The sequence below is a fragment of the Nocardia sp. NPDC004340 genome, from assembly GCF_053602575.1.
On the sequence record NZ_JBSGDW010000003.1, the window covers coordinates 333120 to 346066 of the forward strand.

9 protein-coding genes and 1 pseudogene are annotated in these 12947 nt (G+C 70.0%); 3 read left to right on the forward strand and 7 right to left on the reverse strand.

Translation table 11 applies throughout. The features are described from left to right. Positions 1–4 precede the first annotated feature (4 nt). The 6 genes and pseudogenes from ACWEOI_RS13620 to ACWEOI_RS13645 all read right to left on the reverse strand — a co-directional run bounded on the left by ACWEOI_RS13620 (position 5) and on the right by ACWEOI_RS13645 (position 6671). Complete coding sequence (locus ACWEOI_RS13620) at positions 5–595, reverse strand: Rv1733c family protein (protein ID WP_433666016.1); 591 nt, start codon at positions 593–595, stop codon at positions 5–7. A 79-nt stretch (positions 596–674) separates the two neighbouring features. After that, a pseudogene (locus tag ACWEOI_RS13625) lies at positions 675–2018 on the reverse strand (SulP family inorganic anion transporter). A gap of 54 nt (positions 2019–2072) precedes the next feature. After that, positions 2073–2507: a hypothetical protein gene (locus ACWEOI_RS13630; protein WP_452359793.1), complete on the reverse strand. Its 435-nt coding sequence runs from the start codon at positions 2505–2507 to the stop codon at positions 2073–2075. 2 nt (positions 2508–2509) lie between these two features. Then, on the reverse strand, positions 2510–3271 hold the full coding sequence (locus tag ACWEOI_RS13635; RefSeq protein ID WP_452359794.1) for a sigma 54 modulation/S30EA ribosomal C-terminal domain-containing protein: 762 nt from the start codon (positions 3269–3271) through the stop codon (positions 2510–2512). A gap of 98 nt (positions 3272–3369) precedes the next feature. Beyond that, complete coding sequence (locus tag ACWEOI_RS13640) at positions 3370–5739, reverse strand: phosphoketolase (protein ID WP_433666019.1); 2370 nt, start codon at positions 5737–5739, stop codon at positions 3370–3372. Next, complete coding sequence (locus ACWEOI_RS13645) at positions 5736–6671, reverse strand: universal stress protein (RefSeq protein WP_452359795.1); 936 nt, start codon at positions 6669–6671, stop codon at positions 5736–5738. Before ACWEOI_RS13645 ends, ACWEOI_RS13640 begins: the two co-directional genes overlap by 4 nt. A 230-nt stretch (positions 6672–6901) precedes the next feature. On the opposite strand from ACWEOI_RS13645, the gene ACWEOI_RS13650 reads away from it, so the two are divergent. Then, positions 6902–7108 carry a hypothetical protein gene (locus tag ACWEOI_RS13650; protein ID WP_433666021.1) on the forward strand — a complete coding sequence of 69 codons (207 nt, stop codon included), beginning with the start codon at positions 6902–6904 and terminating at the stop codon, positions 7106–7108. Here ACWEOI_RS13650 and otsB read toward each other — a convergent pair. Next, complete coding sequence (otsB, locus tag ACWEOI_RS13655; RefSeq protein WP_452360139.1) at positions 7093–11028, reverse strand: trehalose-phosphatase; 3936 nt, start codon at positions 11026–11028, stop codon at positions 7093–7095. The genes ACWEOI_RS13650 and otsB overlap by 16 nt on opposite strands. Positions 11029–11200: 172 nt before the next feature. Here otsB and ACWEOI_RS13660 point away from each other — a divergent pair, with 172 nt between their 5' ends. Then, positions 11201–12199, forward strand: a complete 999-nt coding sequence (locus ACWEOI_RS13660) for an Acg family FMN-binding oxidoreductase (protein WP_452359796.1) — start codon at positions 11201–11203, stop codon at positions 12197–12199. A gap of 73 nt (positions 12200–12272) precedes the next feature. Further along, positions 12273–12920, forward strand: a complete 648-nt coding sequence (locus ACWEOI_RS13665) for a response regulator (protein WP_433666023.1) — start codon at positions 12273–12275, stop codon at positions 12918–12920. The last annotated feature ends 27 nt before the right edge of the window (positions 12921–12947 follow it).

Sequence of the window (12947 nt, forward strand, 5' to 3'; positions counted from 1 at the left end):
GGGCTTACCTGCCGATGGGACGGTCGAGCCCGCGTAGCTCGGCTTCCCAGTGCAGGCCGTGCAGGCGTTCCAGCAACCGGGTCAGACACCAGAGCATCGCCAGCAGCGCGAAGCCCACGCCGACCAGCAACGCGAGGCCGGTGCCGATGCCGTCGAGCACCGCCGATCCGGGTTGCCGGGGCGAGGCGCCGGGCAGGCCGTCGGCTCCGAGCCAGGTCTGCACGGTGGAGCCGACCTTGGTGTCACGGCGCGCCTCGACGGTTCCCTTCCCGAGGCTCCCGTCGTGTTTCCACTGGATCTGGACCTCGTAGTGCGCCGCCTGCGCGGGCCCGGCGGCCGCCACGGTCTGCTTCGGCTCGGTCAGCACCGTCGCGAGCACCTCGGTCTTCGCGGCGTTCTCGGCGCTGATCCGCTCGGCGGACCCGCTGTAAGCCGCGGTCCCGACAGCGGCCGCCACCGGGATCGCCAGCAGGAACAGGGCCACGGCCAGTAGGTGGCCCAGCGCCTCCCAGCGATCCGAGGCGCGCATGAGCGGGTTCGAGTTCCACGGTCGCAGCCGCCACACCCGCCACGCCAGTGAGCAATTGCGCGACATGGTCTTTCACCTCGCCTCCGGAGAACCGATCCGTCCATCCAGCATCGCGTGACCGAGCCCACCGGAGACGGGCCTAAAGTCACCGATCCGCCGGTCCGAGGTCGTCGGTCTCGCGCCGATAGGCGGCCAGGGCGGTCGGCAGTGTCGGGAACAATCGCTCGGCGCCGATGCGGTCGGTGAGTCCGGCGGCATCGAGGGCCGCGCGCAGATCCTTCTTGACCCGCGCCATCGCGAAAACGATGCCCCGGGTATGCAATTCGGTTCTGAGCTGCTCGACGGCGTCGAGAGCGGTCAGGTCGACCTCGACATTGGCCTCGGCATTGAGGACGAACCAGCGGATCGGGTCCGCCGCGTCGTCCACGGCCGCCAGCGCACGGCGGCGGAAGTCCTCGGCGTTGGCGAAGCACAGGGGTGCGTCGTACCGGTAGATCACCAGCCCGGGAACGGTCGTCGCCTCCGGATAGTCGTCGATGTCGTGTGCGACTGCCACTACAGCTGACCGGAAATCCCTGCGAGACACGGGCGGTCAGTTTGACCGCGCCCATCGCGAACAGTTCCCGGTTCGCGTCGACGGCACGCCGTGGCGGGCCGCGAACGCCCGCGCGACCAACACCATGTCGGAGAACCCGACCAGGGCGATGCCGACGGCGGGCAGCAGCAGCCTGCCCACGTCGCCGGCGGCGATGTCCGGCAGGCTCGGCGCCGGTAGCCCCGACGGGATCGCGCCGACCACCCGAATTCCGTGCTCCCGCAACGAGAAGACAGCCACCACCGCCGTCGCTCCCAGTACGGCGATCAGCGGGCCGGGAACCCGCGCGGCCCACGTCGACGTCAGCAGTAGCACCACGAGCGTGGAGGCGGACAGAGCGACTGTCGGCCAATGCAATTCATCGAGGTTCGAGGCGAAGGACCGCAATTGGGCCGACAGGGACTCCCCCTCCACACGCACCCGGCTGACCCGCCCGAGCTGGCCCACGATCATGATGCCCGCGGTCCCTGCCAGGTAACCCACGAGCACCGGTTTCGACAACAGATCGGCGAGCACCCCGAGCCGGGCCGCCGCACCGGCCACGCAGCAGACTCCGACCACCAGGGCCAGCATGGCCGCGAGCGCGGCGTACCGGCCGGAATCCCCCGCGGCCAGCGGGGCCAGCGCCACCGCCGTCATGAGCGCGGTCGTCGACTCGGGCCCGACCGACAGCTGCCTGGACGTCCCCAGCAGGACGTACACCGCCAGCGGCCCGAGCGTCGCCCACAAGCCCGCGATCGGAGCCAGACCCGCCACGGTCGCGTAGGCCATGACCTGGGGAATCAGATAGGCCGCCACGGTGACTCCAGCCACCGCGTCCGACCGTAACCAGGCCCGCCGATAGCCCCGGAACTGTCGTGTTCCGGGCAGCCACCGTTCCGCGGCCTCGCCCATCACTGCACGGTACCGCGCGCGATCACCCCACCACGGGGTTCGAGACGAGCGCGCTCACGGCATCACACCGGTCAGGACCAGCACGCCCGCGGTGAGCAGGGCGACCGCTTTCACCACTTCCAGCGCGACGTAGGCATAGTGGCCGCGCGACCGCGGGCCCTCCGCGCCGGCGAGTACCGCGTCACTGCGCCGGGTCAGCCGGGGACGGACGAACAGCAGCTGGATCGCCAACGCGCCGATCGCCACCGCGAGGGTGATCGTTGTGGCGAGTCCGGGCGGATCCGCCCAGACCGCCGCGAGAATCAGTATGGCGAACAGGGATTCGACGCCGTTGAGGGCACGGAAGACCAGGCGGCCGATGCCCAGCCCGATGGCCAAGGTGACGTTCGGGGCGCGGAACTTCAGCGGCGCCTCGATGAACGAGATGGCCAGCACCATGCCGAGCCACAGGAAATCGGCGGCGGTGAGGAAGGCACGGGCGGTGGTCATGGCTATCTCCCTCTCGAGACATCCGGTCCCGCGACGAGTCCCAGATCACCGTCGTAGCGGCGGTACAGCAGGCGGCCGCGGTGGTCGGACGGGTCGGTGAAGAACAGGAACGGCAGGCCGTAGGCGCACAGCCGGGCCGCCGCCTCGGCTTCGGTGAATTCCCTTGTCGGACGGGGGTTCATGGTGACCGGCCGCCAGGTGGCAGAGGCCGGCGGACGCGTTCGCCGTTGCCGGGCCATCCGGACGCCCAGTGGCCCCGCCCAGTACACGATCGCGTCCTCGCCGGTCTCGACGTCGGTGAACAGATGGACGTCATAGTCCATGGCATCCATGGCCGCGGCCGCGGCGACCGGATCGAGGACCTGAAGACAGCACTGCTTGCGCCGGACGATGGGACGCGCGTCGCTCACGGCCGCCAGCGGCGCGCGGCCGGGATCGGGAGACCACCGCGGTTCGGCCTTGCCGGTGAGCCGGTCGAGTTGGCGGTCGAGGCGCTCGGCGGCGAAGGTGAGCGCGAAGCCACCCGGTCCGTCGGCCTGCACCCGAATCGCGTTGCCGGCGAACCGCGCATTCACCTCCGCCACGGTCGTGTTTCCGAAACTCCCGTTCCGGGTGAGCCGGACAGTCGCGGGCGACTCGAGGTGGTGGCGGCGCAGCACCCGCCGGATCACGCGGTCGGCCCGGCTCTTCTCGGCAGCGGTGATCGGACCGGACGACTGCACCGCGACCCCGGGCGTCATCGTCGCCACTCGCTTCGTATTCATCGAAGAATGCCCCTCGTTTCTTGCCGATTCCGCCGAATGACAACGCCCATGCCATCATCCGGCGATCGGCCCGGAACAGGGTCCAAGGTCCTCCCGGGTCACTTCCCGGCGGGCCACCGCCAGTCGGCGATCTCGGGCGGGTCGATGCCGTGGTGGCGGGCATAGGCGTCGGCGGCTTCACGCTGTGTGGTCAACCGCTCGGTCAGGGGCGCGAGCCGGTCGGCGAGGCGGGGCACCTCGGCGAGGGCGGCGGCCGCGAGGGTGAAGCGGTCGATGCCGTTCATCGCGCACATGCTGAACGGCGTGGTGGTGGTGCCGTTGTCGGTGAAGCCGTGGACGTGCATGCGATCGTGGCCCGGACGACGGTAGGCGATGCGGTGGACGAGCCACGGATAGCCGTGGAAGGCGAAGATCACCGGGGCGTCGGTGAAGACGGCGCGATAGTCCTCGTCGGCGATGCCGTGCGGGTGACGATCCGGCGGGAACAGCCGCGCCAGGTCCACGACATTGACCACACGAACCGCCAAGTCCGGCACCATGTCCCGCAGCAGCGCGGCCGCGGCCAGGGTCTCCTGGGTGGGGACATCGCCCGCACAGGCCAGCACGACCTCGGCGGGACGACCGGAATCGCTGCTCGCCCACTGCCAGACACCGAGCCCGCGTTCACAGTGCACGCGCGCCGCGTCGTCGTCGAGGTATTGCAGCGCGGGCTGCTTGCCCGCGACGACGACATTGACCCGGCCCCGGCTGCGCAGGCAGTGGTCGAAGACGTGCAGCAGGCAGTTGGCGTCCGGCGGCAGATACACCCGGCTCACCTCGGGCCGCTTGCTCAGCACGTGGTCGATGAAGCCGGGATCCTGATGGGAGGCACCGTTGTGATCCTGCCGCCACACATGCGAGGTGATCAGGTAGTTGAGGCTGGGAATGGGCTCACGCCAGTCGAAGTCGGCCGCCATGTGCAGCCATTTCGCGTGCTGCACCACCATCGAGTCGATGACGTGCGCGAACGCCTCGTAGGTGGAGAACACGCCGTGGCGTCCGGTGAGCAGGTAACCCTCGAGCCAGCCCTGGCACAGATGTTCCGAGAGCACCTCGAAGACGCGGCCGTCCGGAGACAGCCGATCGTCGCCCACGATGCGTCGCTCGCGCCAGCGACGGCCGGTGACCTCGAGGATGGCGTCCAGACGGTTGGAGGTGTGTTCGTCCGGGGAGAAGAACAGCAGATTGCGGGGGTTCTCGACCAGGGCGTCGCGCAGATAGCGGCCGAGCACGCGGGTGGCCTCGGCCGATTCTGTTCCGGGCGTTGCGAATTCGACCCGGTAGTCGGTCGGGCACGGGAGCCGCAGGTCGACACTGTCATGCCCGTGTGCGGCGCGGTTCGCGCTCATGCGCAGGTGCCGCGGGTGCAGGTCCGCGATCCGGCCGACCGGGTGGCCGGCGGCGTCGAAGAGCTCCTCGGGCCGGTAGGAGCGCAGCCAGTCCTCCAGTTGCGCAAGGTGTTCGGGGTTCTCTCGGACGCCTGCCAACGGCACCTGGTGGGCCCGGAAGGTGCCCTCCACACGGACGCCGTCGACCATCGCCGGACCGGTCCATCCCTTGGGGGTCACCAGCACGATCATCGGGCGGCACGGGTCGCGCGGCCCGAGCCCGCGCTCGGCGTCGTCGCGGATCTCGCGGATTCGTTCCATCGCCTCGTCGAGCACCGTCGCGTAGCGTTCGTGCACTTCGGCCGGATCGGCGCCCTCCACGTACATCGGCTCCCACCCTTGCGCGGTGAGCAGAGCGTCGAGGTCCCCGCGCGACATACGTGCCAGCAGTGTCGGATTCGCGATCTTGTAGCCGTTGAGGTGCAGGATCGGCAGCACAGTCCCGTCGGTCACGCGGTCCAGGAACAGCGATCCGTGCCAGCTGGTGGCCAGTGCCGCGGTCTCGGCCTCGCCGTCGCCGATCATGCAGGCCACCACCAGATTCGGATTGTCCAGGGCCGCTCCGGTGGCGTGCGCGAGCGAGTAGCCCAGTTCGCCGCCCTCGTGGATGGACCCCGGCAGATGCGGCGAGGCGTGACTGGGCACGCCGCCGGGGAAGGAGAACTGCCGGAACAGTTCCCGCATTCCGGCCAGATTCTGCCCCACCTCCGGATGCCGCAGCGAGTAGGTGCCTTCGAGCCAGGTCGCGGCGGTGAGCGCCGCCGCGCCGTGCCCGGGGCCGAGCACGAACAGCATCTGCTGCCCGGTGCGCATGATGACGCGGTTGAGGTGGGCGTAGGTCAGGGTCACCCCGGGCACGGTGCCCCAGTGCCCGATCAACCGCGGCTTGATGTGTTCGGGCCGCAGCTTTTCGGTCAGCAGCGGGTTGTCCATGAGGTAGATCTGGCCGGCGGCCAGATAGTTCGCCGCCCGCCACCACGCGTCCAGATCGACCAGGTCGTCCCGGATGCGGGTCGCGGAACCGGGCATGGTCCTCGTCATCGCTTCGTCTCCTCGGGGTCGGCGTGCACCACCATCACCGGGCAGTGCGCGTGCTGTACCAGGTGGTGGGCGGTGGATCCGAGGAGCAGGCCCGCGAATCCGCCGCGGCCGCGGTTGCCGACCACCATCAGTTGCGCGGTCTTCGACAGCTCGGTGAGCTGGGCCGCGGGCCCGGCGGCGCAGACCTCCCGGGTCACCTCGACGTCCGGGTACTTCTCCTGCCAGCCCGCCAGCCGCTCGGCCAGCACGGCCGTCTCGACATCGTCGAGGTTCCCGGTCATCGAGGTCACCTCGCCGGCGAACTGCCCGGTGTCCCAATCGCTCCAGGCGTGCATCGCGACCAGGCCGGTGCGCCGCTCGGCGGCCTCGGCGAACGCCGCGGCGATGGCGGCCTCGCTGGTCCGGCTGCCGTCCACACCCACCACCACCGGCCCGGAGGTCCGGACCGTGTCGCCGGTGTCGGGGTCCGGCCGCACCACGATGACCACGCCGTGCGCGTGGCTGGTGACCGCCAACAGGGTCGAGCCCAGGTGCGCGAGGGTGCCGGCGGTGCCGGACGCGCCGATCACCACCGCGAAGGCGGTCGCGCTGTCCTCGATCAGCAATTGGGCGGCGGTGTCGCCGGACATGGACGCCGAGAGCGGGACCTGGGGGTCGTACTCGCCCGCGGCCGTCACCGCGCGCGCGACCATCGCCCTGCCCGCCGCTTTGACGCTGTCGATCAGCGGCTGCGTGGCGACCGCGTAGGTTCCCACGCCGCGGCTCACGCCGACCAGGTCCAGCCCGTGGACGATGTGCAGCCGCCGCCGATGCTGCGCGGCGTACTCCACCGCCCACCGCAGCGCCCGTGCCGCACCGTCCGAGCCGTCCACCCCCACGACCACGGGCGCGGAGGCCAGCCGATGCGGATCGTCGTACTGCTGCTCTGTCATCGTGACCTCCGGGGTGAGGTGAAATCATCGGCGCCCGAACCGGGCTGGTCCTCTCACGGTAGAAATGCCCCCGCCCCCGCTGCTGCGGGCGATCGTCCTCGAACCGGGGACCAAAGGCCTCTGCGCTGCCGTCCGCGATCACCGAACCGGGACTTCGCCGCCGTTGGTCACTCCCGGGTCGGGAACAACGGCCCTGCTGCCCGCCTCGCGCCGGGACGAGACTGATCACCATGGATTCTCCCGCACCACCGCACGCCGTGGCGATAGCGGCGCTGGTACTCGGTTCGGTGATGGTCGTCGTGATCCCCGCGGCTACCGACTCTCTGACCGCCTGGGCGCGGTTGTACGGCGCGGTGCTGGTCTACCTCGCGTTCGCCGAATACCTGGCGGTCGCGGTCGGGCTGGTCCGCTGGGGCGCCGCTCAGCTGCGTTCCTGATCGCGGCCCGCCACGAAATCCCGCGCGTCCAGCGGTACCCGCACCGTGGCCCCCGCCGCCAGCATCTCGGTGACGCCGTCACAGTGGATCTCGACCGGATCGGCGCGTCCCGGATCCGCGGCGACCTCCAGCGCGCGAGCGCTGATCCGGATCGCCAGGCGATGTCCCCGATAGATGATCGAATAGCGCAGCTCCCCCAGCTCCGACGGCCAGCAGGGGTTGAAGATCAGCCGGTCGGATCGGATCTCCATCCCGGTGAAGCAGCGCTGCACCAGGTCGATGCTTCCGGCCATGGCTCCCAGGTGAATTCCCTCCTCCGTGGTGCCGCCCTGGATGTCGGCCACATCGGAGTCGAGCACCCGGTCGAAGAACTCCATCGCCCGCGCCCGGTGCGCGCGAGCCAGCACCCAGGCGTGGACCAGCGCGCTCAGGGTGGAGCCGTGCGACGTCCGGGCCAGGTAGTAGTCGATGGTGCGGGGAATCATCTCCCCCGGCAGTTCGTATCCGAGGCGCTCGAGCAGGTCGCGCAATTCGTCGGCCGAGAGCAGGTAGAACAGCATCAGCACGTCGGCCTGTTTGGCGGCCCGATACCGGTTGACGTCATCGCCCTCGGCCTCGAGGATCCGATCGAGCCGCTGGATCTCGCCGTAGCGCTGTCGATAGCCATCCCAATCGAGTTCGGCCAGGAGCTCGTACCCGTCGAACTGACTGAGCACACCGTCGTGGAACGGCACGAACATGCGGCGGCTGACGTGCTCCCACCGGGCCAGCTCTCGCGGCGAGACGCGCAGTGACTCCAGCAGTTCCGCGCGGGCCCGCGGCGTCAGCCGGTCCAGGGCTTCCTGAGCGCGCACCAGCGTCCACACCGCCATGATGTTCGTGTAGGCGTTGTCGTCGACACCGGTCCCGGGCGCGGTGGGCGAACCGGTGTGGAATTCGTCGGGCCCGATCACACCACGCAGGTGAAAGCGATCGTGGCGCGGATCGTACTCGGCCGCACTCGCCCAGTAGCGGGCGATCTCGACCAGCAGTTCGGCTCCGTAATCGGTGAGGAATTCGATGTCACCGGAAGCCTGGTAGTACTGCCACACGGTGTAGGCGATCGCGCTGCCGATGTGATGGGCGCGCGGGCTCGGATCCGGATTCCAGTGCCCCGACAGCGGATTCAGATGCAGCAGTTGACTCTCCTCACGGCCGTCGGAGCCCGACTGCCACGGGAACATCGCTCCGCGCTGACCCGCCGCGGCCGCGGCGCGGCGCGCCTCCGGCAGTCGCCGGTAGCGGTAGCGCAGCAGCGCCCGCGCCAGGCGTGGGAAGCGCGGGTTCACGACCGGGTAGACGAACAGCTCGTCCCAGAAGACGTGCCCGCGGTACGCCTCGCCGTGCAGGCCGCGCGCCGGGACGCCGACATCGAGATCCGCGGTGTGTGGTGACAGGGTTTGCACCAGATGCAGCAGGTGCAGCCGGAGCACGCGGGTCGCCCGATCACCGCCGTCGAGGTCGATGCGCAGCCGATCCCACAGGTGTTCCCAGGCGGCCGTGTGGGATTCGAGCAGATCCGCGAACCCGCCGGCCGCGTGCAAGGACCGCGCGGCCTCGTCGTCCGGGGCCGAGACGGCGTGGTCGCGACCGGTGACCACGGCCGCGATCTTCTCCAGCACGACGGTGTCCCCCGTGGTCAGCACGACACCGTGGTCGTGTCCGATCGAGTCCTCCGATTCGACGAGTTCGGTTGCGGGGCACAACTTCACCCCGTCACGGTGCAGGGTTCCGCGCGCGGCGGTCGCCACCGGAATTCCCGACTGCCCGGTACGCACGACCAGCAATACCGATTCCGGCGACAGTTCGCGCGCCGACACCGGCACGAGATGATCACCCGACAGGTCGCGATACCGGGCCACCAGCGCATTGCGCACGCCGCCGTCCACTGTCGAGCGGAAGATCACGGTGCCCGACCAGTTCTCGGCGGTCACCTCCGTCTCCAGCGCGCACAGGTGCGGGGCGTGCATGGCCGCGAAGCGACGCTGCCGCACCCGCGTGACCCGCCCGGTGGCGTCGCGGAAACGGAACCGCCGCGACAGGACCGCGCGGCGCAGATCGAATTCCTGCCGATAGGACAGCAATTCGACGGAGTCGATGTCGAACCAGTCGCCGTCGCCGACCCGGAAGGTCACCGGCAGCCAGTTCGGCAGGTTCACCAGGCTCTCGTTGTCGACGGTACGCCCGGCGACCTGATCGAAGAGCCGGTTGTAGGTCCCCGCGACATACGTCCCCGGATAGTGATGCTCGCTCGCCGCGCGGTCGGGCGCTGCGCCGCGGGTGGCGAGGTAGCCGTTGCCGACCGTGCACAACGCCTCCCGCAGCCGCTCGTGCGCCGGGTCGTAGCCGTCGAAGGCGAGCACCCACGAATCCGACACCGCCCCGGACGATTCGGCTTCGAACAACCCGGCCAGGTCGTCGAGGAACACGCGCACGCCTTCCGGGCCGGACAGCGCGAACCGGGCGGCGGTCCGGCGGTCGCCGTTCTCGTCGTGGCGGACGACCACCGGCAGTCCCTCGGCCTCGATCGAGTCGAAGGCGTCCTCGTCGGTGAGATCGTCGCCCACGTAGATCGGCAGGGTGGACGTGGTGAGGTGGCCCAGGATCCAGTGCAGTGCGGTTCCCTTGTCCCAGTCCACGTCCGGTCGCAGCTCCACGACCTTCCGCCCGCCCGTCACCCGCAGGCCCCGGTCGTGAGCTCGGGCGTGAACCGCGGCGGTCACCGCGGGCACCTGTTCCGGCGACACGCGCCGGTAGTGCACCGCGACGGCGAACCGCTTGTGCTCCACCAGAATTCCCGGGACGTCGCCGAGTGCCCGCTCGAGTTCCGCGGCCGCCGCGGCGAGAGCCGCCTCCGCACCCGGTGCCGCGTCGTGCACATAGGTCGTTCCGTCCGGGGCCAGCAGCTCGAATCCGTGACACCCGGCGTACCAGAGTCCGTCCACGCCCACCCGATCGCGCAGGTCCGCCAGTTCACGCCCGCTGATGATGGCCACCGGGCACCGCGTCGCCAGCCGCTCCAGGGCCGCTACCGCGCCGTCGACCAGGGTCGCGGCGGCCGGATCGGGCACGATGGCCGAGAGCGTGCCGTCGAAATCGAGCAGCACCGAGGCCTTTTCGGTGTCGAGCAGGTCACCCAGGCGCGCCACGGCCGCCTCGGGCAGTTCCGACATCCGCCGGAAACCGTTGCGCAGCCCCACCTGTCCGAGATCGGCGACCACGACATCGGCGCCGTGTTCGGCGAGCCGGTCCCCGTTCCCGCCCCGATCGACGCCGATCACCAGGCCGAAACCACCCGCGCGCCCGGCGGCCACGCCGGCCTCCGCGTCCTCCACGACAATGGTCCGCGCCGGTTCGGCCCCGAGCCGGCGCGCGGCCTCGAACAACATCGCGGGATCCGGTTTGCCCGCCAACCCCAGTTCGTCGGCGACCACCCCGTCCACGCGCACATCGAACAGATCACCGATGCCGGCCGCACGCAGGACCTCGGCGCAGTTGCGGCTGGCGGAGAAGACCGCGACGCCGAGTCCCGCGGCCTGCAAGCGGCGCACCAACGCCACCGTGCTCGCGAACGCGGGTATCCCGTCTCGGGTGAGCCGATCCAGGAACAGCCGGTCCTTGCGATTGCCCAGCGCACAGATGGTCTCCACGTCATCACCATCTCCGGGAGCCCCATAGGGCAGTGAGATACCGCGAGCGGCAAGGAAATTCGTGACGCCCTGGTATCGGGGGACGCCGTCGACATATCGCAGATAGTCGTCGGCGGAGAACGGTGACCGATCCTCGCCGGGCACGATGGGACGGTGTGTCAGGAAATCGTCGAAGGTCTCCTGCCACGCCGCCGCGTGGACCGCAGCACTGTCGGTCACCACGCCGTCCATATCGAAGATCACCGCATCGTGACGCCGCGCATCGATCAGCGGCGTGGCCTGTGTGTGCTCGTCCACCCCTTCAGCGTGCGTCGCGCCCGGCGTGTCGCCAAGGGTCCTGTAGCACCGCACCGAGGACCAATGGCCCCTGCGGCCATGACCGCGCGCGTCCTAGCGTGAGTCCATGAGCCCACTACCCAGCGGCGACACGATCGAGCAGGCCGTCCGGCTGTCCGGTCGAGCGCCCTCGCTGCACAACAGCCAGCCCTGGCGCTGGGTCTTCGACGGCGCCGCCCTGCACCTGTACTCGGTCCGCGAGCGCATGCTGCCCGCCACCGACGCCTCCGGACGGCAACTGCTCCTCAGCTGTGGTCTGGCCCTGGGTCACCTGCGGTCCGCGCTCGCCGCGGCCGGGTGGCAGACCCGGGTCGCCTACTTCCCGAATCCCACGCGCCACGAACACCTGGCGACGGTCACTTTCGAGCCCGCGCGCATCGTCACCGACGCCGACCTGGATCGCGCTGCCGCCATCGAGGTCCGCTACACCGACCGGCTGCCTTTCAGCGCGCCGAACGACTGGCGCGACTTCGAACCGGTGCTGCCGGTGATCGTCGACCCGCGCGACGCGGTGATCACCGTGCTGCCGCCCGAGGCCCGCGCCGAGCTGGCCCACGCGTCGCGGCTCACCGCCGCGGTGCGCCGCTACGATTCCAGCTATCAGGCCGAATTGCAGTGGTGGGCCGGGCATTCACTGGCAGCGGAGGGCATCCCTCCGGAAGCTCGGATCTCGACCGAGGAGCGTGAGCGTGTCGAGGTGAGCCGGGTCCTGCCCGCCGTCGGGGGCGAATCGCGCCGCACCGAGATCGACGAGGACCGATCGGTCGTCGTGGTCCTCTCCGGCGGCGACAGCGCGATCGAATTCCTGCGCTGCGGTGAGGCACTGTCGACGATTCTGCTCGAATGCACGGTCGCCGGCTATCACACCTGCCCGCTCACCCATGTCACCGAACTGCCGCGCAGCCGTGCCATGATCCGGGCACTCACGGGCCGCGAGGAGCAGCCCCAGGTCCTCGTCCGGATCGGGAGCGTCCCCGTCTCCGAGCGGCGGCAACCCCCCACGCCGCGACTGCCGCTCACGCAGATCCTGGCCGTCACCGCACCCGCCACCGCGGTATCGGAGTGAGTTCCGGCGTTTCCGGGCCGCGAGGCCCGCGAGCTATCGTTGACCTGACCACCCAAGAAGATGGGAACCGGCCATGACCACCGTTTTTCTCGTGGACGACCACGAGATCGTCCGCCGGGGGCTCGTCGACTTGCTCGAGAGCGACCCCGACATCACCGTCGTCGGCGAGGCCTCCGACGCCGCCCAGGCACTGGCGCGGATTCCCGCCCTCAACCCTGATGTCGCGGTGCTCGACGTGCGGCTGCCCGACGGCAACGGCATCGAATTGTGCCGCGATCTGCTATCCCGCCTGGACGGGCTGCGCTGCCTGATCCTCACCTCGTTCACCGACGAGCAGGCCATGATGGACGCCATCCTGGCCGGGGCCAGCGGCTATGTCGTCAAGGACATCAAGGGCATGGAACTGGCCAAGGCCATCAAGGAGATCGGGGCCGGCCGCTCGCTGCTGGACAATCGCGCCGCCGCCGCCCTCATGGACCGGCTGCGCCGCAGCACGCAGACCGACGGCCCGCTCACCGGACTCACCGAACAGGAGCGCAAGCTCCTCGATCTGCTCGGCGAGGGCCTGACCAACCGTCAGATCGCCGAGCGGATGTTCCTCGCCGAGAAGACCGTCAAGAACTACGTCTCCCGGCTGCTCGCCAAGCTCGGTATGGAACGCCGTACCCAGGCCGCCGTCTACGCCTCCAAGCTGCGCGGCGACCACCCCCATCCGGTGTAGCCCGAGATCGACGACCCCCGGGGCCGG